Origin of the sequence: Planifilum fulgidum (genome assembly GCF_900113175.1) — a bacterium.
Taxonomy (GTDB): Bacteria; Bacillota; Bacilli; order Thermoactinomycetales; family DSM-44946; genus Planifilum; species Planifilum fulgidum.
Genome location: NZ_FOOK01000009.1, coordinates 38,112 through 58,225, shown reverse-complemented (window position 1 = coordinate 58,225; position 20,114 = coordinate 38,112). Strand labels below are relative to the sequence as shown.

The 20,114-nt window shown below is 60.5% G+C and carries 21 protein-coding genes; 12 read left to right on the top strand and 9 right to left on the bottom strand.

What is annotated here, in order from left to right:
- Positions 1–10: 10 nt before the first annotated feature.
- Both spoVAD and spoVAC read right to left on the bottom strand, forming a co-directional pair.
- Positions 11–1,012 carry a stage V sporulation protein AD gene (spoVAD, locus tag BM063_RS07120; RefSeq protein ID WP_092037342.1) on the bottom strand — a complete coding sequence of 334 codons (1,002 nt, stop codon included), beginning with the start codon at positions 1,010–1,012 and terminating at the stop codon, positions 11–13.
- A complete protein-coding gene (gene spoVAC / locus BM063_RS07115; RefSeq protein WP_092037340.1) occupies positions 1,013–1,489 on the bottom strand; it encodes a stage V sporulation protein AC in 477 nt (158 codons plus the stop codon).
- Positions 1,490–1,842: 353 nt separating this feature from the next.
- Between spoVAC and BM063_RS07110 the strand changes: the two genes are divergently transcribed.
- Both BM063_RS07110 and BM063_RS07095 read left to right on the top strand, forming a co-directional pair.
- Positions 1,843–2,277 (top strand): YhcN/YlaJ family sporulation lipoprotein, encoded by a 435-nt coding sequence (locus tag BM063_RS07110; RefSeq protein WP_177199037.1) that lies wholly within the window; start codon positions 1,843–1,845, stop codon positions 2,275–2,277.
- A 1,123-nt stretch (positions 2,278–3,400) separates the two neighbouring features.
- Positions 3,401–4,000 carry a histidine phosphatase family protein gene (locus BM063_RS07095; protein ID WP_177199036.1) on the top strand — a complete coding sequence of 200 codons (600 nt, stop codon included), beginning with the start codon at positions 3,401–3,403 and terminating at the stop codon, positions 3,998–4,000.
- 32 nt (positions 4,001–4,032) lie between these two features.
- Here the strand turns inward: BM063_RS07095 and BM063_RS07090 are convergent, their stop codons facing one another.
- Both BM063_RS07090 and BM063_RS07085 read right to left on the bottom strand, forming a co-directional pair.
- Positions 4,033–4,911, bottom strand: a complete 879-nt coding sequence (locus BM063_RS07090) for a metal-dependent hydrolase (RefSeq protein WP_092037330.1) — start codon at positions 4,909–4,911, stop codon at positions 4,033–4,035.
- A gap of 32 nt (positions 4,912–4,943) precedes the next feature.
- Positions 4,944–6,512: an MDR family MFS transporter gene (locus BM063_RS07085; RefSeq protein WP_177199035.1), complete on the bottom strand. Its 1,569-nt coding sequence runs from the start codon at positions 6,510–6,512 to the stop codon at positions 4,944–4,946.
- A 732-nt stretch (positions 6,513–7,244) separates the two neighbouring features.
- On the opposite strand from BM063_RS07085, the gene BM063_RS07075 reads away from it, so the two are divergent.
- Positions 7,245–7,724 (top strand): PaaI family thioesterase, encoded by a 480-nt coding sequence (locus tag BM063_RS07075; RefSeq protein WP_177199034.1) that lies wholly within the window; start codon positions 7,245–7,247, stop codon positions 7,722–7,724.
- Positions 7,725–7,789: 65 nt separating this feature from the next.
- On the top strand, positions 7,790–8,221 hold the full coding sequence (locus tag BM063_RS07070; RefSeq protein WP_092037319.1) for an NUDIX hydrolase: 432 nt from the start codon (positions 7,790–7,792) through the stop codon (positions 8,219–8,221).
- A gap of 91 nt (positions 8,222–8,312) precedes the next feature.
- On the opposite strand, the gene BM063_RS07065 is transcribed toward BM063_RS07070, so the two are convergent.
- Positions 8,313–8,810, bottom strand: coding sequence for a GAF domain-containing protein (locus BM063_RS07065; RefSeq protein WP_092037316.1), 498 nt, complete (start codon positions 8,808–8,810; stop codon positions 8,313–8,315).
- 138 nt (positions 8,811–8,948) lie between these two features.
- On the opposite strand from BM063_RS07065, the gene BM063_RS07060 reads away from it, so the two are divergent.
- Together BM063_RS07060 and BM063_RS07050 are read left to right on the top strand one after the other, a co-directional pair.
- Entirely contained in the window at positions 8,949–10,067 is a 1,119-nt protein-coding gene (locus BM063_RS07060; RefSeq protein ID WP_092037314.1) for an aminopeptidase, read from the top strand.
- Positions 10,068–10,415: 348 nt separating this feature from the next.
- The gene (locus BM063_RS07050) at positions 10,416–10,754 is read left to right on the top strand and encodes a hypothetical protein (protein WP_092037312.1); all 339 of its coding nucleotides are present in this window, start codon (positions 10,416–10,418) and stop codon (positions 10,752–10,754) included.
- Positions 10,755–10,818: 64 nt separating this feature from the next.
- Here BM063_RS07050 and BM063_RS07045 read toward each other — a convergent pair whose 3' ends face one another.
- Positions 10,819–12,186: an alanine/glycine:cation symporter family protein gene (locus BM063_RS07045; RefSeq protein WP_092037310.1), complete on the bottom strand. Its 1,368-nt coding sequence runs from the start codon at positions 12,184–12,186 to the stop codon at positions 10,819–10,821.
- Positions 12,187–12,424: 238 nt separating this feature from the next.
- Here BM063_RS07045 and BM063_RS07040 point away from each other — a divergent pair, with 238 nt between their 5' ends.
- Positions 12,425–12,685 (top strand): AbrB/MazE/SpoVT family DNA-binding domain-containing protein, encoded by a 261-nt coding sequence (locus BM063_RS07040; RefSeq protein WP_281246685.1) that lies wholly within the window; start codon positions 12,425–12,427, stop codon positions 12,683–12,685.
- Between the two features lie 79 nt (positions 12,686–12,764).
- On the top strand, positions 12,765–13,238 hold the full coding sequence (locus BM063_RS07035) for a PaaI family thioesterase (protein ID WP_092037432.1): 474 nt from the start codon (positions 12,765–12,767) through the stop codon (positions 13,236–13,238).
- 44 nt (positions 13,239–13,282) lie between these two features.
- Here BM063_RS07035 and BM063_RS07030 read toward each other — a convergent pair whose 3' ends face one another.
- A complete protein-coding gene (locus BM063_RS07030) occupies positions 13,283–13,678 on the bottom strand; it encodes a molybdopterin-binding protein (RefSeq protein WP_092037305.1) in 396 nt (131 codons plus the stop codon).
- Positions 13,679–13,784: 106 nt separating this feature from the next.
- Here BM063_RS07030 and glsA point away from each other — a divergent pair, with 106 nt between their 5' ends.
- Both glsA and BM063_RS07020 read left to right on the top strand, forming a co-directional pair.
- On the top strand, positions 13,785–14,696 hold the full coding sequence (glsA, locus tag BM063_RS07025; RefSeq protein ID WP_092037302.1) for a glutaminase A: 912 nt from the start codon (positions 13,785–13,787) through the stop codon (positions 14,694–14,696).
- A gap of 234 nt (positions 14,697–14,930) precedes the next feature.
- Complete coding sequence (locus BM063_RS07020) at positions 14,931–15,239, top strand: Fpa/YlaN family protein (protein WP_092037430.1); 309 nt, start codon at positions 14,931–14,933, stop codon at positions 15,237–15,239.
- 1,333 nt (positions 15,240–16,572) lie between these two features.
- On the opposite strand, the gene BM063_RS07010 is transcribed toward BM063_RS07020, so the two are convergent.
- Positions 16,573–17,463: a LysR family transcriptional regulator gene (locus tag BM063_RS07010; protein ID WP_092037297.1), complete on the bottom strand. Its 891-nt coding sequence runs from the start codon at positions 17,461–17,463 to the stop codon at positions 16,573–16,575.
- 115 nt (positions 17,464–17,578) lie between these two features.
- Between BM063_RS07010 and BM063_RS07005 the strand changes: the two genes are divergently transcribed.
- Entirely contained in the window at positions 17,579–18,670 is a 1,092-nt protein-coding gene (locus BM063_RS07005; RefSeq protein WP_092037295.1) for a citrate synthase/methylcitrate synthase, read from the top strand.
- Between the two features lie 96 nt (positions 18,671–18,766).
- Positions 18,767–18,937 carry a hypothetical protein gene (locus tag BM063_RS17610; protein WP_177199033.1) on the top strand — a complete coding sequence of 57 codons (171 nt, stop codon included), beginning with the start codon at positions 18,767–18,769 and terminating at the stop codon, positions 18,935–18,937.
- Positions 18,938–19,024: 87 nt separating this feature from the next.
- Here the strand turns inward: BM063_RS17610 and cax are convergent, their stop codons facing one another.
- Complete coding sequence (cax, locus tag BM063_RS07000; RefSeq protein ID WP_245752134.1) at positions 19,025–20,104, bottom strand: calcium/proton exchanger; 1,080 nt, start codon at positions 20,102–20,104, stop codon at positions 19,025–19,027.
- Between the last annotated feature and the right edge of the window lie 10 nt (positions 20,105–20,114).

The following is a 20,114-nucleotide window of genomic DNA, read 5'->3' as shown; positions in this document are numbered from 1 at the left end:
CTGTTCCCTCCTAACCGGATTGGATCGCCACCGCGTGGGCGATGCAGGGAATGCTTTCCTTCTGTTGGTAGCTCAAGGGGGAAAGAAGGGCGCCCGTGGCCACGATCAGGACCTTGTTCAGTTCTCCCCGGCGCATCCGGTTGAGCACATGCCCGTAGGTGACACAGGCGGAACTGGCGCAACCGCTGGCACCGGCCTGAACGGGTTGGTCCTCCCGGTAGATCATCAATCCGCAATCACCGAAACGGTCCGGGGGAAGCTCCAGCCCCTGTTTGGCCAGCAACTCGGCCGCAAGGGGATGGCCGATCCGTCCCAGGTCCCCGGTCAGGATCAGGTCGTATTCCGCAGGGGAGATGCGCAAATCGCGGAAGTGGGCCTCGATGGTGTCCGCCGCCGCGGGGGCCATCGCCGCTCCCATGTTGAAGGGGTCGGTGATGCCCATGTCGACCACCCGGCCGATGGTCGCCGCCGTCACCCGGGGCCCGTTTCCCCCGGAAACGACCACGGCGGCGCCGGCTCCGGTCACCGTCCATTGGGCCGTGGGCGGCTTTTGGGAGCCGTATTCCGTCGGATAGCGGAATTGCTTTTCGGCGGCGCCGTTGTGGCTGGCGGTGGCCGTCAGCACCCGGTCGGCATAGCCCGCGGATACCATCAGAGCGGCCAGAGCGAGCCCCTCCATCGAGGTGGAGCAAGCCCCGAACAGGCCGAGATAGGGAATGGCCAGGGTCCGGGCGGAGAAGCTGCTGGTGATGATCTGGTTCAGGAGGTCGCCGGCCAGGTAAAACTGGATGTCTTCCTTTTGCAAGCCCGCCTTTTGGATGGCCTTGTCGCAGGCCTGTTCCATCAGTTTTTTCTCCGCCTTTTCAAAGCTGTCTTGGCCGAGCCACATGTCGTCAAAGAGGAGATCGAAATCCGCGGCCAGGGGGCCCTGCGCCTCAAAGGGACCGCCCACGGCGGCGGAAGATGTGATCGTCGGGGGGTTGTCGAAAATCCACGTTTGCCCCTGAAGCACTCACATCCCCCCCAATCCGCGGAGGATCACCTTGACGGTCGCGATGATGAAGGCGGAAAAGACCCCGAAGACGATGACCGATCCGGCCAGTTTGAACATGTTGCCCCCCACCCCGAGGACAAAGCCTTCGGACCGGTGTTCAATGGCCGACGAAGTGAGGGCGTTGGCAAAGCCGGTCACCGGGATGATCGTCCCCGCGCCGGCCCATTGGGCGATGTGGTCGTAGACGCCGAGACCGGTCAGCAGGGAGGAGAGAAAAATGAGCGTGGCGACAGTGGGATCTCCCGCGGTTTTTTCGGTGAAATCGAAAAAACGCATGTAGAAGGTGGAGATCAGTTGGCCGAGGAGACAAATCGTTCCCCCCGACAAAAAGGCCAGGATGCAATTTTTTAACACGGGACGGCCCGGATCCCTTTTTTTGGCGAAGTCCTGGTATTCCTGTTGAGCGGGGGTGTTGTTTTGGTTTGTGTCGGACATGTGTGTTCACCTCAGCTTCACGAAGGAAGGGAATTGACTTGGACCGCGCGGACACTTGGCCGCCGGGCTGCGGACGGAGAAGGAGAGCCTGAAGATCCGTCCGCGCGCCTTCGTTCGACTGCCCTCAGGTCGGAGAGCTGTTTCATCAGGGCGGAGGCCGGCTGCATCAAAGGGATCCACCTTCATCCCGGCCCCCGCTTTCGATCCCATCCCTGGAACCCGCGGTTCCTTACGGCCGCGGCACCTCCCATTTTGCGGCCGCTTCCTACGTATAACATGATGAGGAATCCGGCCGGTTTTTATGCAGAGGAAGTGTCCATAATATCTTGCAGGGAAGAAAGGAGGTACAAGGGTTGAAAGGGTTTTTGCCGACCTGTCTCATCCTGGCCCTTCTCCTGACGGGATGCCAAGTGGCGGAAAAGCCCGGGGATGATCGACAACTTGCCCAGTTGCCGGTCATCGACCGGCCGGCCTTGGAGGAGACGAAACAAATCGCGAAGGAAAACCGCCGGGTGGATGAGGCGGTGGCGGTGGCGCTGAAGGATGAACTTTATGTGGGATTGAAGGTGACCAACTTCAATCGTTTCTTTTTGCGGAGCATCCGCAAGGATGTGCACGAAAGGTTGAAGGATCGGTTCCCGGGACGAAAAGTCCATGTGACCACGGACAGCAAGGTGTTTGACGAGCTGTCCCGGCTGGAGGGCCGGGTTCGCAAAGATCCGTGGGGGATGGACCGGGAGGATTTGAGGCGGAAGCTGTACAAGATTCATGAGGATATGAAGGGATGAGGAAACAAAGAGGCCCTGTCAGTTGGGAAACCGGAGCGGCAAGCTGATCCGGATGTGACGGACGGTCGGACGACAGGCAAATCCCGGGATGGGTCTGGGATGAAGGCCGGGTTGAGGGGGGACGCGCCTCCTCCGGGACAAGGCGGGCATTGCTTTCCCAAGGGGGATTGGGGAGCGGCGAAAAAGACAGGCGGCGCGGCGACGGCCTCCTTCGGCTCCGCCCCGGCCGGGTTTTTGTCTCGGGCCATTTGCCGGCCGTCTCAAGATCCGGTGAAGGGGCATCCCGTTTGACCGGGGAGCGGCGGAGAAATGCAGTTTCTCAGCCGGCGGGGACGCCGGCGTGACGAAAGGACGCGAAGCCTCTTTTCTCCCCTCCGTACATCCGGGGATCGCCTTCCGGGCGGTTTCGGGCGGTTTCACGATGCGGCGGGGTTTCCGTCTTCGAGGGCGGCTTGGCCGCCTCTTCTCATCCTTGCTTGGCGAAGGTTCGCGGACGGACGGAGAATGCATAATACTCCCGGGAAACCGTCCTTTTTTGACGCTTCTTTCCGGGGATGAAAATCCCCTTGAATTCCCGTGCCAAGCGGGGAGCGACACGGAAATGCGCATTTTCTTCGCATTTTTTGGTTTTTTGCGGCGGCCTTTGGCGGGCGATGGGGCAGCACCCTCCGCCGCGGGCTCCGGGACGCTCCGCCCCGGGATTCCGGGAGGTTGCCCGCGGACGGGGCCATGGGCGAAAAGGAACATTTTGAGGCATGGCTTTCCCTGCAAAAGCCGGCTTAAGTTTTCCGGGTGCCTGCGGCGCGGGATTTGCGGCGGCGGATGGGAAAAGGGGCGGCGATGAACGAGTGCCCGGCGAAAGCCGCGCTAGGGACCCGCAATTCGGAAAGCCCGCCGAGTGCCCCCTTGGGGACGCATCTTCTCTGCAAACACATTTTCCCGAAAGGTCGGCATCCGGCCTCCCCGCCGGTTCGTGCCTTCTCATCCGCTTCCTCCCCTTATATGAAGAAGCGTTGAAAAAGGGAAAGAATGCGCCGGTTTGAAGCATATGAAAAGAAAGGAACGGGAAAACCCGCGTGGTAAAATGGGGTGCGGGGAGGAGAAAAAAGGAGGGGAGAGAAGGGTGGAGACGCACGTCTATCTGGTCCGACACGGGGAAACGGCCTGGAACCGGGAACGTCGATTTCAGGGCCATCAAGACGTGCCCTTGAGTCCCGCGGGCCTTTTCCAGGCGGAGCGGCTGGCCCAACGCCTGAAGTCCGAAACGTTTGACGCCGTCTATTCCAGCGACCTGAAGCGGGCCGTTCAAACGGCGGAAATCGTCGCCCGGGAGCTGGCCCTTCCCGTCGTGACGCTGAAGGGACTGAGGGAGCGATTCATGGGGGAGTGGGAAGGCCTGACCCAGGAGGAAGTGGCTGCCCGTTTTCCCGACTGGCCCGGGCGGATCGTCGAGGGGAAGAACGGAATCGAATCCCTATCCGCGTTGCAGGAGCGCATGATGAACCAGTTGGAGCATTTGGTCGGCCTTCACCGGGGCGGCCGCATTTTGGCGGTCAGCCACGGGGGGAGCATCAACGCCGCGTTGGCCAAGGTGAGCCGGGGACGTTACGGCCCCGGTGTGACCCGTCTGGAAAATGCCAGCCTGACACACCTGGTGTATGATCACCGGGAGGAGGACTGGCGTGTGGAAAAGGTGAACATCACCGAGCATTTGGCCGTTTGAGGCCGCCCGGGGAGGCGGCCCCTTTTTGCGCCCTATTGCTTCGGAACCGCCACTGTTTTGCTGAGAAGGGAGGGGCGGACGAGGCGGAAACGCGGATCGTAGATGGTCACCCGGTAGGCGTCGGCTTTTTCCGTCACCGCGGCTCCGTAGAAAGGAGCGAAGCGGGCGATGGCCTTCGCATCCGGGTCTTCGAGGGCCCGCGGGACGGCGGGATGATGCCGGTCATCGACGATCGTTTTTTCCTTGACCGGCCGGGAGAGGGCCGTGGTTCGCCAGTATTCGAACCGGTCTCCCCGCTTTACGATGATCTGAAACTGGGTGGGGACGAATTGGGCGGAGGTGGCAATCCGGTCGTAGCCGTCGGGAATCCGCTCCACCGCCGCCGACGCCAGGATTCCCTGCAATGCCGTGTAACAGGCGATGGCCGCCAAGCCCCACCGAAAAGCCCTGGCGCGGGATGCAAAGCGACGGGCCAGCCAGGCGAAGAGCAAAATCAGGAGGATCACGGCGTCGACGATCGGCAGGATGCCGAGCGAATACCTTCCGTGGTCGAGGGGCTCCCAGATGCCCGTTCCCCAACTGTTGGAAAGATCGGACAATATGTGAACGATCACTCCGCCCAGCGCCAGCAGGTATGCCTTTTTCCAGCGGACGGATCGGTTGAACAGCGCGACGATGCCCAAGGCCAGCAGCGCCATGGCCGGCGAGAACAGGAACGAGTGGGTGAAGCCGCGGTGCCAGGTGAGATAGGCCTCATCCCCGAAAAAGGTGGTGAAGGATTCGATGTCGGGGATTTCCGCGCCGATGACGGCGGCGGCGGCATATCCGGCCCGCTCCTTCCGGCTCAGGTCCCTTGTGTCTGTGGCGGCATACAGGGCGTAGCCCAGAAGTCCGTGGGTGAGGTTGTCCATTTCTTCATCCCCCCTTTGCGAGGATGCGGCGTTCAGTCCCCTTTCCCGGCGGCCAGGGACTTGGCGTTTCCACCCGGGACCAGGAAATAGGCGGAGGCCAGGGCCAGCAGGCTGAGGGCGGCGGCGGTGAAGAAGGTGGAGTCCAGGGCTTGGGACAGAAACTGGCTCACCTGGCCGGCCACCTGTTCGGGCAGGGAGGCCAGCCCCTCGGGATGGGTGATCCCCTGCGCTTCCCGAAGCTGCCGGATGGTCTCCGGATCGAGGCTTCCCTGCCGGGAGGAGAGGAAGGAGTCGATTTGCGCCCGAAGGCGCGTGATCATCACGGCCCCCAGGATCGTGACCCCGACGGCTCCCCCCAGGGTGCGGGCAAACATTTGGGAGGAGGTGGCCGCTCCCCGCCGATCCGCATCCACGGCGTTCTGCACCGCCACGATATAGCTGGTCATCGACAGTCCCAGACCCAGCCCCAGGATGAACATGGAACCCAGCACCAGCGCGTAGGGGGTTTGGGCATTCATAAAGATGAAGAGGGCTGCCGCCGCGCTGATCAGCGTCACTCCGGTCAGAATGGGAGGGCGGTAGCCGCTTTTCAGCATCCACCGCCCGGCCACGACGGAAGCGGTGCTCCAACCCAGCACCTGGGGCGTGATGGCCAGCCCGGCCAGGGTGGCGCTTTTTCCCAGGACGCTTTGGACGAACAAGGGAACGAAGGAGATGGCCCCGAACATGCCGATCCCCGTCAGAAACGCCGTCAGGTTGCTGGAATAGATGATTCGGTTTTTGAACAGTTCCACCGGAAGAAAGGGCTGGCTCTCCCGCCGTTCCCACAGGACGAAGGCCAAAAGAAGCAGGGCGGCCAGGATCATCAGAAGCCACACCGCCGGGGCCTGCCACCCGAGGCTGCCCATCTGCTGGGTGGCGAACAGAAAGGCAAAGACGGACAGCATCAGCAGCAGGGCGCCCACGATATCGATCCGGAGCCGTTTGTCCGACTTCCGGTTCGGAAGGAAGGCGGCAACGATGGTGATGACGAGCAGGCCGAAGGGAAGATTGAACCAGAAGATCCAGCGCCAGGAGAAATGGTCGATCGTCCAGCCGCCGGCAAAGGGACCGATCAGCGCCGCCAGTCCCCACATGGAAGAAAACCACCCCTGGATGCGGGCGCGCTGTTCAAAGGGATAAATATCTCCGACGATGGTCAGGGCGACGGGGAGAACCCCGCCGGCCCCCAGTCCCTGAATGATCCGGAAAAGGACCAGTTGTTCCATCGATCCGGCCAGCCCGCACAGGGCGGAACCTCCCACAAACAGGGCGACGGCGACGATGAACACCCGCTTGCGCCCGTACAGGTCGGCCAACTTGCCATAGATGGGCACCGTCGTCGTGTTGGCCAACATGAACGCGGAAAAGACCCAGCTGTACAGGGAGAGTCCGCCCAGGGCGGAGACGACCGTGGGCATGGCCGCGTTGACGATGGTGGCTTCCACCGCCGCCAGAAACATGGCCACCATGAGGGCGGCTGTTATGATGATCCGGCGCGTCGCGCTCAGGCTGCTTCGATCCGCAGCGGAGAGGGAACGGTTTTCGTGGGTGGACGGCATATGGTTCTCACCTCTTGAGGGCAACATATTTCTATCTTAGTCCGTATCCCCGGAGTTGGGCAAGACGGTCGGCGGGGACGCAAAGAAGAGAACGCGGGGCCAGAGTGCCGGATAGGGGATTTTTCCGGAGGAGGGGGAGCAGAGTTTGTATGGAATCTGATGGAAGAGAAGCTCCCCGCGCACCGGCCCGGGCGGTTGGGCCGCCGGGATTTCTCCGGGAAGTCTCCCCGTTCGGGGCCGGGCCATGGGGGCTTGGGGCCATGTGACGCCGACGCGAAGGAAGATCCGGCGCGGGCGCCGATCGGGCGGGTTCCGGCGGGCCGGGTTATCGAGGGTCCCGTCAACCGGGCCGGGGCGGTTTCGAAGGGGCCGCTTTTTTCGGGCCGGCGATGCAGAAATTATCGAATCCCTCATGCCGGCGGACCCGTTTTTTTCGATGATCCAGCAGGCGGTCCCGTCGTGGGGAGCGGCGATGCCGCCTCTGACGGCCGGACGGCTTCTTCCCTTCGGGTTCGCCCGGCGGAAGGGAAGCGACGGAGGGGGAAGAGATCATGGGGCTTTCTGTGCTTGTCCGGTCGTGCGTCCTTCTTCGTTCGCCGGCCAAATCGGTGGCGGAGGCGATCCGGCGGGGATTGGAGATCGGGCCGGATGGTTCCGCGGCGTCTTTTTTCCCCGGGAGATTTCGGGTAAGATAATAGGGTAAAAAAATTGTCTCAATGGATGGGAAGAGAAATGACACTGGATGGGTTGTGGAGAGAACTTCAGGACTTGAACGAGAACGAGATTTACACCATTCACAAGCTGGTTCAGGCGTTGAAACGGACGCGGGAAAGCCCTCTGGCCTACATCGAGGAGATGATGCATTTTCAATCCCTCGGGCTGGACCAGGAGTCCGGCGCCTACATCCACCGCATGATGGTGACGGATGAACTGCGGAACCGGCTGGGAATACTGCACGGGGGGGTGACTGCCACCTTTATCGACACGGCCATGGGGTCCACGGTGTTTCAGGACATGGGAATCGAGCGGGGGGCGGTTACCCTGGACCTGAACATCCATTTTCTGTCTCCGGCTCGGGAAGGTTGGCTGACGGCCAAATCCCACATCATCAAAAAGGGGAAAACGATTGTGGTGCTGGAGACCAAAGTGACGGACGAGGAAAGCCGATTGATTGCCTCCGCGTCGGGCACCTTCTATCGGCTGAAAAAATAGGAAAACCGGAGAGGAGGAAGGATTCGCCTCTTCCCCGAAAGGGGGGATCCGCCGTCATAAAACCCATGCAAAAACCTTATAAAATCGCTGCGAAAGCGATCATTTTCGACGGTGACCGCGTCCTGGTGCTCCGGAAATCCCCCGCTGAGCGGAGCGCCCGGGACAATCACGGCTGGGATTTTCCCGGCGGGGGCTTGGAACCCGCCGAACCGCTGATGGATGCACTGGCCCGTGAAGTTTGGGAGGAGACCGGACTGGAGGTCAAGGTGATCGGTCCGGCATACATTTACGACGAGATTCAAGAGGAGAAACATTTGATCATCATCAAATTTGCCTGCCATCAACCGACCGGATCCCTCCAGCTGAGCAAGGAACACATCAGTTACCACTGGGTCTCGATGGACCGCTTGTCCGATGCCCCCTTTCCGGAATGGATGAAGGAGGAGATCCGTCGGGCCTACCGGATTTATGAGGAGGCGACGGGCGGCGGCCATTGACGGCCGGCGCCGAAAGCCGCCCGGGGTCGTTTTCGCCTTCTCAGGTGGCCTTCGCACGAAAGCCCCTCCGGGATTGCGGAGGGGCTTTTGTTTACTTCACGGGGCTCCAGTCGATGTGCCGGATGAGCTTCTCCACAAATTGTTCCAGGTATTTCTGGTCCAGGGCGTCAAACCGGTTTTTCACCGGGCTGTCGATGTCCAGCACGCCCACGAGGCGGCCTTCCGGCATCATCGGCACGACGATTTCGGAACGGGAGTCGGCGTCGCAGGCGATGTGGCCGGGAAATTGAAACACGTCGGGCACCACCTGGGTTTCACGCCGGGCGGCGGCGGTTCCGCAGACTCCCTTCCCCAGGGGAATGCGGACACAGGCGGGTTTTCCCATGAACGGTCCCAGAAGGAGCTCTCCGCCCCTGAGCAGGTAAAAGCCGCACCAGTTTACCTGTTCGAGGGAGAAGTACAAAAGGGACGCGGCGTTGGCCAAATTGGCCACCCAGTCCCGTTCCCCTTCCAGGAGGCTTTCCGCCTGCTTCAGCAGGTGTTCATAACGTTCTTCCCGGCTTCCTTCCGCCTTTTGCAGCACGAACACGGCTTTCCCTCCTTTTTTCCCCGGAGATTCTCCCACAGGGTAAGCATATCACATTTTCCAATCCGTCGGTCCCGGATGTAAATCATCCCCTTTCAGTGATAAAATAGTCAGCGGAATTCATCACAAGGGGGTTTGTTTATGCGAGATCCCAGAATAGCAAAATTGGCGCATTTGTTGGTGAATTATTCCTGCCGGGTCAAAAAGGGCGACAAGGTGTTGATCGAGGTGTTCGATGCCGGCCACGAGCTGGCCAGGGCCTTGGTGTCGGAAGTTTATGCGGCGGGGGGATATCCCCACGTGGAACTGCGCGATCAAACGCTGTCCCGGGCGCTGCTTCTGGGAACCAGCGAGGAGCATATGAACCAGATGGCCCGGTTCGATCTGGTGCGGATGAAGGAGATGGATTGCTACATCGGGATCCGGGGCAGCAACAACATCAACGAAACCGCCGACGTGCCGGCGGACAAAATGCAGTTGCAGATGGAGCTGTACAACAAGCCCGTTCACAAGGAACAGCGGGTCAAGCACACCCGCTGGGTGGTCCTGCGCTACCCCAACGCTTCGATGGCGCAGTTGGCCCAGATGAGCCAGGAGGCCTTCGAGGATTTTTATTTCGACGTGTGCACCCTGGACTATGCCAAGATGGACCGGGCGATGGATCCGCTGGTGGAGCTGATGGAGCGTACGGATCAGGTGCGGATCGTCGGTCCGGGAACCGACCTCACTTTCTCCATCAAGGGGATGCCCGCCATCAAGTGCTCCGGACAGTACAACATTCCCGACGGCGAGGTGTTTACGGCGCCCGTCCGCGATTCGGTCAACGGGGTGATCACCTTCAACACGGCCAGCGTTTACCAGGGATTCACCTTTGAAAACATCCGTTTCGAATTCCGCGATGGGAAGATCGTAAGCGCGACGGCCAACGACACCGAACGGCTGAACAAAATTTTGGACACCGACGAGGGTGCCCGCTACATCGGGGAGTTCAGCCTGGGCTTCAACCCCTACATTCTTCACCCGATGAAGGACACTTTGTTTGACGAGAAAATCGACGGCAGCTTCCACTTCACTCCCGGTTCCGCCTACGAGGAGTGCAACAACGGCAACTCTTCGGCCATCCATTGGGATCTCGTGTCGATTCAGCGCCCGGAATACGGCGGGGGAGAAATCTGGTTCGACGGGAAACTGATCCGCAAGGACGGCCGGTTCGTGGTGCCGGAACTGGAGCCGCTGAACCCGGAAAATCTGAAGGGGTGAGACGGCGGACTACCAAAAAGGGATGCGGAAAGAAATCGCGCGGTACATACCTTCCCGCACCCTGAAAAGGTCTTTTGCGGGCACGGGATGTTCATCCCGTGCCCTTTGCGTTATCGGCCGTCGTCATCCGGAAGGGTCCTTGCCGGCGGCGTGCTCCGGAAAAATCCGCTTGAAGAGGAGCGTGCACATGGTTTGCGCCAGATCTTCCCGGGGCCGGAGGGGGATGGGGCGACGGCCGCCCCGGCGGGGGCTGGCTCTTCGCTGGATTTCGGCGCCGCCTTGGGGATATGGGCGGCGATTTGTCATATGCCGCAAGGACCGTGGAATTTGGCGGAAGATTGAATATATATGGGAGAGCGGCCGGTTTTTCGGCTGATTCTTGAAAAAATTGTCAAGGGAGTGAGGGACATCCGTCGTCCGTGGTGTGCGATGATTTTGGCGGGGGTGCTTTTTTCCCTTTTCCTCGCCTTGCTCCTCAGTTTTTCGCTGAGCCCGGCTCACATTTCTCTGGTCCATGGAGAGGAGGGGCCGCTGATCCGGTTGATTTCCCACACCGATGATCCCTACTGGTTGAGGGTTGTCGGCTTCATCGGATGGTTTGCCGCTTTGGGCGGATTTTCCCTCCTGGGTTTGGGCGGCCTCCGTCTTTTCTTAAGATGGACGGCGGGGGACGGGGCAACCCGGTGAAAGGAACCGGTACAAACAAAACACCCTCTCCGGTCTCCGGAGAGGGTGTTTTGCAAAAGCCGCTTCAACCGGTGGAAGAGGCCTTTTCCGCTTCCAGGCGTTCCTTCTTGAGTTGCTCGCGGAAGGAACGGGTTTCGGAGACGACGACGCCGGAGAGGAAGAGCAGACCAATCAGGTTGGGCACCGCCATCAGGCCGTTCATCATGTCGGCGGCCGCCCATACCAAGTCGATCTTCAACAGGGAACCGATGAAGACGAAGAGGACGAAGACGGAGCGGTAAGGCATGGTCATGCGGTCGCCGAACAGGTAGGTGAAGCATTTTTCCCCGTAATAGGACCAACCGAGCACCGTCGAGTAGGCGAACAAAATCAGCGACAGCGTGACGATCAGCCCTCCCGCCACCGGCAGGGCGCTGTCGAAGGCGGCCACCGTCACCTGGGCCCCTTCGAGGACTCCCGGTTTGTAATCCAGATAGGCGCCGGTCATCACGATGGTCAGCCCCGTAAAGGTGCAGACGACGATCGTGTCCAGGAAGGTTCCCGTCATGGAGACCAGGGCTTGCCGGCCCGGATAGTCGGTCTTGGCGGCCGCGGCCGCGATGGGGGCGGAACCGAGACCCGCCTCGTTGGAGAAGAGTCCGCGGGCCACGCCCATCTTGATGACGGTGCCGATCGCGCCGCCCGCCATGGCCTGCCCGGTGAAGGCGTCGGAGAAGATGAGGGCAAAGGCCGACGGCAGTTTGTCCAGATTGAGCAGAATGACGACCATTCCTCCGGCGATGTAGAACAGCGCCATGAAGGGGACCAGATAGTTGGAGACGCGGCCGATCGACTGGATGCCCCCGATGAGCACCAGGGCGGTGCAGACGGTCAGGATCAGGCCGGTGATCCAGGGCGCGATGCCGAAGGTCTCCTCAAAAGCGGAGGCGACGGAGTGGGACTGCACCATGTTGCCGATGCCGAAGGCGGCCACGGACCCGAACAGGGCGAACAGGACCGCCAGCCATTTCATGCCCAGGCCCCGCTCGATGTAATACATCGGACCGCCGGACATTTCCCCCCGCTCGTTGGTCACCCGGTATTTGACGGCGAGGATCGCCTCGGCGTATTTGGTGGCCATTCCGAAAATGGCCGTGATCCACATCCAGACCAGGGCACCCGGTCCCCCGATGGTGACGGCGGTGGCCACCCCGGCGATGTTACCGGTGCCGACGGTCGCCGACAAGGCGGTCATCAGGGCGGAAAAATGGGAGATGTCCCCCTTTGATTTCTTGTCCTGGTGCCGGCTGAAGGCCAGTTTCAGGGCGTAGGGAAGCTGGGAAAATTGAAGGAAACCAAGCCGGAAGGAAAGGAAAACGCCCGTTCCGACCAACAGGACAAGGGTCGGCCATCCCCATACATATTCGTTGATCTTGTTGATGATGTCCAGCAAGCGGTTCACCTCGCTTCAACAATTGGTTGAAATCGGATAAGAAGCAAAATTGCCTGATGGTTATATTCTAATCGATTTCTGCAAAATCCTCCCCTAATTTTAAATAGGAAATAATTTACATACCAATGTAAAACATTTCCGCTGGAAGTGCGGCGGGTTAACCCTTAAGCTAAGAGTGGTATATCAGTTAGGGATGGTAAATATCAACAGAGAACTATTCGGCTGCTAGGAGGTTTCAATGATGAAGGCGACGGGGATCGTAAGAAAAGTGGACGAGCTGGGCCGGGTCGTGCTCCCGGTGGAATTGCGGCGAACCCTGGGCATCGACGTCCGGGATCCGTTGGAAATTTATGTGGACGGGAGCAGCATCGTGCTCAAGAAATACAGCCCGTCTTGCCTTTTTTGCGGTCAATCGAAGGATATGATCGTGTTCCGCAACAAGAACATCTGCCGAAACTGCCTGACGGAGCTGGCGGCGGCTGCGGAAAAGGAACTCTGAAGAATAAAAGCACTTGAGGAGGGAAGGGAAGCCCCGCGGGCGACAGGGCTTCTCTTTTTATGTCCGGGAGGGATGGCGGTTGGAGCTTTGGGATGAGCTGAGGCGGGTGGCTGAGGCGGGAACGGAAGAGGAACGGACCCTCCTCCGGCTGACGCTGCAGGCGATCCGGCAGAAGCGGGAGCGGGGAAGCGCCTATCTTTCCGGCTTTTTGGGCCTTTCCGGCGAGTTCGTCGAAGAGGGCGTGTATCAGTTCCGGTTGCCGGTCACGCCGTTCATGCTGAACCGGGGAGGAAGCGTCCACGGGGGAATCATCGCTTCCCTGGCGGATTCCACGATCGGCTCGCTGATCAACAAGAGCCTCCCTGGGGGGAAACGGGCCGTCACCGCCGAGATGAAGGTCAATTATCTCCGGCCCGGAAAGGGCGGGGAGCTGGTTTCCCGGGCCCGCTTGATCCACCGGGGCCGGCGCCTGGCGGTCGGGGAGTGTGAGATTTTTGACGGCGGGGGAAGGCGGATCGCCCTTTCCACCGCCACCTTTTACATCCTCGATTGACAAATGACCGGAAATTCGCCGGCACCAGTGCCCCTTGGCCGATCTCATTTGGGATCGTCAAGGGGCTTTTCCGCGCAAATCACCTCCAGCCGGGTCAAATAGCCGATCGGTTGATCCACGTTGCTGCCGTCGGCCAGGTAAAGGAGGGCCGGTCCGTCGGGCCGGATCGGCTTGCCGTCGCGGCTGAACCGAAGGATGGCGCTGCGGGCTTGATCCATGGAGATCGTCACCTTGTTCCCCGTGGATTGGTGACAGATGACGTGGGTGGCTTTCGGATCCGGCTGGGCGTTTTCCAGGAAGGGGCCGAGCTGCATTCCCCACCCCTCCACGCCGGGAAACCACTGGCTCATCTCCCGTTTCCGGTCATCGAAAATCCAGACCGTGGGATCGAGGTTGATCTGATAGGTGACGGCTCCGGTAATCAGAATGACGTCATTCATCGCTGGATTCCTCCACCTTTCCGTTTTTCAACCATTCTCCATTATACCTGACCGGCGGGCGGAGAAGAATAAAAGGGGCGAAGCAGCGAGACGAAGGGGGGAAATCATGCAAACGATGTTGGAATCCCTGGTGGAGAAACACCGTCCCGCCGCGCGGGAGGGAAAAGTGGCGGAATACATACCGGAACTGGCCAAACAGGATCCCCGGCAGCTGGGGGTGGCCGTGGTCGACCCGGCGGGGGAGGTGCATGCCGCCGGGGACTATCGCACCCGCTTCACCCTGCAGAGCATTTCCAAACTGGTATCCCTGATGGTGGCCCTGATGGACCACGGGGAAGAGGGGGTTTTTTCGAAGGTGGGCATGGAGCCCACCGGGGATCCCTTTCACTCCCTGTATAAATTGGAGATTGCCGATGAAGCCAAACCCCTCAATCCGATGATCAATGCCGGCGCCATCGTCGTCAGTTCGCTGATCCGGGGAAGAACCGTCGAAGAACGGGCGGAGCGCGTGATTCATCTGGTTCGGGAGATGGCGGACAATCCGGACATCGACATGAACCGGGCCGTCTACCGGTCCGAGAGGGACACCGCCGACCGCAACCGGGCGTTGGCGTATTTTCTCAAAGGGTGCGGGGTCATCGATGAGGTGGAGGAGACGCTGGATATCTATTTCCGGCAATGCTCCATTTGCGTGGATTGCATCGACCTGGCCCGCATGGGGCTGTGTCTCGCCCAAAACGGGGTGACCCTGCGGGGGAAGCGGGTGATCCCCGAAGACATCGCCCGGCTGGCCAAAACCTTTATGGTGACGTGCGGGATGTACAATGCGTCGGGGGAGTTTGCCATCCGCGTGGGAATTCCAGCCAAAAGCGGCGTATCGGGGGGAATCCTGGCTCTGGTTCCGGGGCGGATGGGAATCGGGGTTTTCGGTCCCGCCCTGGACAAAAAGGGAAACAGCATCACCGGCACCCGGCTGCTGGAGGATTTCTCAAAAAAATTGGGGCTGAGCATTTTTTAGGGAAGCGACGGGAGGGAGCGTCCGAACGGTGAGGGAGCGGAAAAAGCCCTTTCGGGGCGGATGGAAACCAAACGATACTTTTCCCCCTTTCTTTGCAAAGCTTACAGGAACGTGTTAAACTGAAAAAAAGCGAATCCTCTGAGGCTGTTGACAGAGGGGACACGAATGGCAAGCGGTGAAGGGAACGACGTCAACAGCCGGTGCATCGTTCTCCAAACCGTTGATCAGCGGTGGATGGGGGGATCTGGTTTGCGGACGCCGACTCAGGTTGATTTAAGTCAGCGCGCCTTGCAGTTGCTGCGGGAGGACGCCCAAAAGATCCAGCAATTGATCGCTGTTCAGCTGGAAAACCTGACAGCGCCCAAATGTCCGCTTTACGAAGAAGTGTTGGACACCCAGATGTTCGGTCTCTCCCGCGAAATCGATTTTGCCGTTCGCGCGGGATTGATCACGAGGGAGGACGGACGGGAAATCATCCACGAACTCGAACAGAAACTGGCCGACCTTTACACGAAAGTCCTTCCCTCCCCTGGTGAGAGATAGATTGGCGAGACAAGTCGGGCAGCGCCTTTTCCCCCGCCGGTCGGAATCCTTGTTGCCGGAGCGGGGATGATTTTTCGGTGCATGTTGTGCGGACTGAAGACTCCGAACGAGTGCCGGGAGTCTTTTTTATTTTTGAATGATCCCGTCCCTTCTCCGGCGCCCGGGAAAAATTTGAAAGAGGATCGCCCCGGTTTTCCAGGCCTCCGCGGCTTCCTGCCGACCCCTACAGACCGGTTTCGGACCGGATATCCGCCCAGCCGTGCGAAGGATTTTCCGTCCGGGGACGCGATGGATTCGGCTGTCTTTCGGGCTTGAAGAGGTTTTCGGAAACCGGGGAAGGTTTGCCGGGGATTGAACCCGCGGCGATGCGAGAGGAAGTTGCGTTCCGTGCGGATGTCTGCGCCTCGAAAGGCATCCCTATTTTTTTTTCGCTTGTTTTTTTCCTCGGCCTGTGGCCTGGAAGGAGTCCCTGGCGATCTGGCCGCCTCCTGAGTTGTCTCATGTGTTTTGCTTATGTGCCTCTTCACTTTTGGAAAAAAGAAAACGGTTGATCGCTTTCGGCCGGTCCGGAGCAAAGTCCCTGCAGGCGCCTTTCTCATGCCGGCGGGGTTGTTTGCCGTCTGCCCGGTCCTTTTTTCTTTTTCGCCATATTCTTGATCGGCGCGGCGGGGGAAGAAGCGGGATGGATGATGTTTGTCGTCGATTCGATGCGGCAGCCCGGGATTCTGACGACGGGCATTATATGCGGCGCCGTATGGGCTGTTTGACGTGTCGCCGGACGCGATGTCGACTGGATCGTCCGGCGTGGCGCGGTTATCGTGACCTCACCGGCCGCAATGGCCTCTCTCGTGGCGAGCCAACGTGGGTTTTTCCCGTTTTCCCGATCACGGGTCGCATAGCGATCGATGGGAACCAAAGTCATTTCGGCCGCCGCTTTTGGAATCCTTGCGTTCGCTTGGGGGTTGTGGTCTGCCTGTCGGGATGGCTCCCGTTGCTGCGGCGCGCGCCGCGGAAGGGGTGAACGGGTGAGACCGCGATGGAAACGGTTGGGCGGGGAGCGGGACACCCGGATCATTGGCTTCTTTCGGGGCCTTCAGTATGCCGTGCCGGAAGGAGTGATCAAGGGGCGGACGGGACGATCCGTGAGCAGTTTTGCGGAAGTCTCTTCGCGATGGATGTTTTCCTGCACTCATAAGTATCCTCTAGGGGCAGGCCTTTTTCGGCAGATCGACCTGAACGATTTTTTCCATCCGCGTCACTTGCCCGGTTTGCGCTTCCCCGGGCGAAAAGATCAAGGCACCTCTCCCTTCTTCGAGGTTTGTCGATTGCCCGTTTATTCCTCCGGCTCCGAGGGATAAATGCCGCAAATATCGTCCATCAGCTGGCGGAACCCCGGGGAGAGAATCCGCTGCAAGGGGACCACCAGCGTGACGGGCCACTGGACTTCCAGACCCGCAATTCGCACCTCCCGGATTCCCGAATTCTCCGCCCCCTGCAGGGCGAGCTTCGGAACCAGCGCCGGGCCGAATCCCAGGGTCACCATGCGCAGGATCTCTTCCACGCTCCTTAGTTCGACGGCGACGGGAGGATCGATCCCCCGGGCTCCCAACAGGCGGCTGATCAACTGCTGTTCCTCCGTGTCCGCGGAGAGGGACAGAAGCGGAATGTCGGCGAGCCGCTCCAGGGGAAAATACGGGACGCGCGCGACCGGGTGATCCGCCGGAGCAACCAAAGTGAGGGTGTCGTAGTGAATCACCCGCGAGCGGATGTGCCGGCTTTCCGGGATGCCGCATACGATGCCGACATCCACTTCCCCCTCCCGCAATCCCCGGATCAATTCGCTTCGTTTTTTGGTGCGGATGGTGATGCGGGCCCGCGGATGTTCCTGGCGAAAATATTTGAGGAGCCGGGACAGGATGGGCAGAGCGACGCCGGAGGAGATGGCCACGGTCACCTCCTCCGGAAGGCTGTTGCCGGAATCGAGGGCGGCCCGCTTCCCTTCTTCCGTCAGGGCGAGAATCTGCTTGGCATAGGGGATGAACGCCTTGCCCGCGGGAGTGAGGGCGAAGGGGTTCCGCTGGATAAGGGGGACTCCCAACTCCTCCTCCAATCCCCGGATTTGGGCGCTCACGGCCGGCTGGGTGAGCCGCAGGTGTTCGGCCGCTTTCCGAAAATGCCGCCTCTTGGCCACTTCCAAAAAGGTGATCAGTTGCTGGAAATTCATGGGGATTGCCCTTTCAATAAATATAATTTATCAAATTGATAATAACAATAAAATTGTATTTTTACAATCCTTTCGGTATGTTGGAATTGGATTGACGATATTGGAGGTGGAAGAAATGGACATGAAACCGGGATTGGAAGGCGTCGCGGCGGCGGAAACAAAGATTTCCCTTGTGGATGGGGAAAGGGGGCGGCTGATCTACCGGGGTCACCGGGCGGAGGATTTGGCCCGCACCCGCTCTCCGGAAGAGGTGGCTTTTCTTTTGTGGAACGGCACCCTGCCCGATCCCGACGAAAGGGAGGCGGTTCGCCGGCAGTGGGCGGGTGCGCGCGTTTTGCCGGGATACCTCAAGGGTTTGATCGCCGCCATCCCCCGGGAGGTGCAGATGACGGACGTTCTCCGGACGGCGGTGTCCGCGATGGGGGATGCGTCCTTCGAAGGACCGCCCACCCCGGAGCAGGCGATCCGCATCGCGGCCCTTCTGCCTTCGATCATCGCCTTTCGCCGTCACCACCTTGCCGGCACCGAGCCGCCGGCGCCCCGGCCCGATCTGTCCCATGTGGCCCACTACCTGTATCTTCTGCGGGGCGAGGTCCCTTCCCCCGCCCATGTCCGGGCCCTGGAGGCTTACTTCGTTCTGACGGCGGAACACGGCATGAACGCCTCCACCTTCGCCGCAAGGGTGGTCACCTCCACCCGTTCCGATCTCATTTCCGCCGTCGTGGCGGCGATCGGGGCGCTGAAGGGACCTCTACACGGCGGGGCGCCCGCGGGGGTGGAGAGCATGCTGGATGAAATCGGCACGGAAGAGCGGATCAAGCCGTGGATCCGCGAGCGGCTGGAGCGGAACGAACGGCTGATGGGGTTTGGCCATCGGATCTACAGGACGGAGGATCCGCGGGCGGCGGCCCTGAGGGAAATCGCCGTCCGCCTGGCCGCCGGGGAGCCTTGGCTCAGCCTGGCGGTGCGGGTGGAGGAGGAAGCCCTGCGCCTGTTGGAAGAGTATAAGCCGGGCAGGCGCATCCGCACCAATGTGGAATATTACGCCGCCGCCCTTTTTCGCGCCGTCGGCCTGCCGAGGGAACTGTTCACCCCTACCTTCATCTGCAGCCGAATTGTCGGGTGGGCGGCCCACGCCATGGAACAGGCGGAGCACAACCGTTTGATACGCCCCGATGCCGTCTATATCGGGCCGCTGCCCGACTGAACCGGGCGGATTCCGAACCCGGCGTTTAGATTCGGGGGGCGGATGCATATTAAGGATAGCATCACGCTTTGCCGAATCCGCCGGAGGTGAAAGGGAATGGGTCGCGACCGAAGCTTTCCCGAAGTGATTCGTCGCGATGGGGGTGAAGCCCCCTTTGCCGCCGACGAGGTGATTTACGAAAGGGACCCTTTGGGTGAAGGGAAAGAAGCCCGGGCCATCGACGAAGTGATCCACGGCGAGCCCGCGCCATCAGAGGAAACCTCCTGAGCAGCGAAAAACCGCCCCTTGGCGGTTTTTCGAATTTGTCGGCGGGGATCGGAAGAGCCTTCCGCCCCGGCCGGCTGCTCGATTTCTTCAGTCCACCGCAAAAAAGGCGGTTCCCAGGATGACGTACACCGACAGGAGCAGGACGCCTTCGTACCAGTTGGTGGAGCCGTCCCGGGAGATCGATTTGGCGATGAAGGCGGCGACGGCGACCGCCGCCAGCTCGTAGCCGGTGAAGACGAGATCCATCGGCTTGCCGAAGAGGAGGCTGATGAAAATCAGCGCAGGGGAGACGAAGAGGGCCACTTGCAGGCTGCTGCCGATGGCGATTTCCACGGCCGCTCCGATCCGGTTTTTCATGGCGAGAAAAACGGCGGCGCTGTGTTCCGCGGCATTTCCGATCACCGCGATGACGAAGGCCCCGATGAACAGATCCGACCAGCCCAAGGCGTGGGCGACGCCCTCCACGCTGCCCACCAGCCATTCGCTCTGAATCGCCACCAGGGCGGTGGAGAGGATCAGAAGAAAGAGGGAAACGCCCGGGGACCAGTCGGGAGATGCTTCTTTCCGGGGTGGGTCGCCTTCCCCGGAATCGGGCAGGCCGTCCAGGGAGTCCCCCAATTCCTTCCGGTGGGTTCCCAGGGAGAACAGCAGCCAGAGAAAATAGCAGAGGATGAGAACGCCGGCGATGATGAGGCTGAGAAGTTGGATTTCCCCCGATTCCAATTCGTTCAAAAAGGCCGCGGGGATGAACAGGGCGATGACGGAAAGCAGCATCAGGGAGGCGTTGTGGCCCGCCAACATGGGGTTGAAGCTCTGGGTCTTGTACCTGAGTCCTCCGAACAGCAGGCTCAGCCCCAGCACCAGCAGCATGTTGCCGATGATGGAACCGGTGATGCTGGCCTTCACCATGTCGAAGAGTCCCTCTTTGACCAGAAAGACGGCGATGATCAGCTCGGCCGCGTTGCCGAAGGTGGCGTTGAGAAAGCCGCCGAGGCGTTCGCCGGCGTAGTGGGCGACGTTTTCCGTGGCCTTTCCCATCAGGGCGGCCCAAAGCAGGAGCGACAGGCCGGAGCAGGCGAAGCGGATCAATTCGTTTTCGCTGAGATAATGCGCGCCGGCGCTGAGCAGAGTGACGGCGATCAGCCCGTACAACCATCGCTTTTTCACGCGTGTTTTC

Excerpts from the sequence above, each read along its gene's own strand:
- BM063_RS07020 (WP_092037430.1), top strand. The coding sequence starts at position 14,931 with ATGGGGGGATCTGGTTTGCGGACGCCGACTCAGGTTGATTTAAGTCAG.
- BM063_RS07010 (WP_092037297.1), bottom strand. The coding sequence starts at position 17,463 with ATGAATTTCCAGCAACTGATCACCTTTTTGGAAGTGGCCAAGAGGCGG.
- BM063_RS07090 (WP_092037330.1), bottom strand. The coding sequence starts at position 4,911 with ATGGACAACCTCACCCACGGACTTCTGGGCTACGCCCTGTATGCCGCC.
- BM063_RS07075 (WP_177199034.1), top strand. The coding sequence starts at position 7,245 with ATGACACTGGATGGGTTGTGGAGAGAACTTCAGGACTTGAACGAGAAC.
- BM063_RS07005 (WP_092037295.1), top strand. The coding sequence starts at position 17,579 with ATGGACATGAAACCGGGATTGGAAGGCGTCGCGGCGGCGGAAACAAAG.
- BM063_RS07040 (WP_281246685.1), top strand. The coding sequence starts at position 12,425 with ATGATGAAGGCGACGGGGATCGTAAGAAAAGTGGACGAGCTGGGCCGG.
- spoVAC (WP_092037340.1), bottom strand. The coding sequence starts at position 1,489 with ATGTCCGACACAAACCAAAACAACACCCCCGCTCAACAGGAATACCAG.
- BM063_RS17610 (WP_177199033.1), top strand. The coding sequence starts at position 18,767 with ATGGGTCGCGACCGAAGCTTTCCCGAAGTGATTCGTCGCGATGGGGGT.
- BM063_RS07030 (WP_092037305.1), bottom strand. The coding sequence starts at position 13,678 with ATGAATGACGTCATTCTGATTACCGGAGCCGTCACCTATCAGATCAAC.
- BM063_RS07070 (WP_092037319.1), top strand. The coding sequence starts at position 7,790 with ATGCAAAAACCTTATAAAATCGCTGCGAAAGCGATCATTTTCGACGGT.
- BM063_RS07050 (WP_092037312.1), top strand. The coding sequence starts at position 10,416 with ATGGGAGAGCGGCCGGTTTTTCGGCTGATTCTTGAAAAAATTGTCAAG.
- BM063_RS07060 (WP_092037314.1), top strand. The coding sequence starts at position 8,949 with ATGCGAGATCCCAGAATAGCAAAATTGGCGCATTTGTTGGTGAATTAT.
- glsA (WP_092037302.1), top strand. The coding sequence starts at position 13,785 with ATGCAAACGATGTTGGAATCCCTGGTGGAGAAACACCGTCCCGCCGCG.
- BM063_RS07085 (WP_177199035.1), bottom strand. The coding sequence starts at position 6,512 with ATGCCGTCCACCCACGAAAACCGTTCCCTCTCCGCTGCGGATCGAAGC.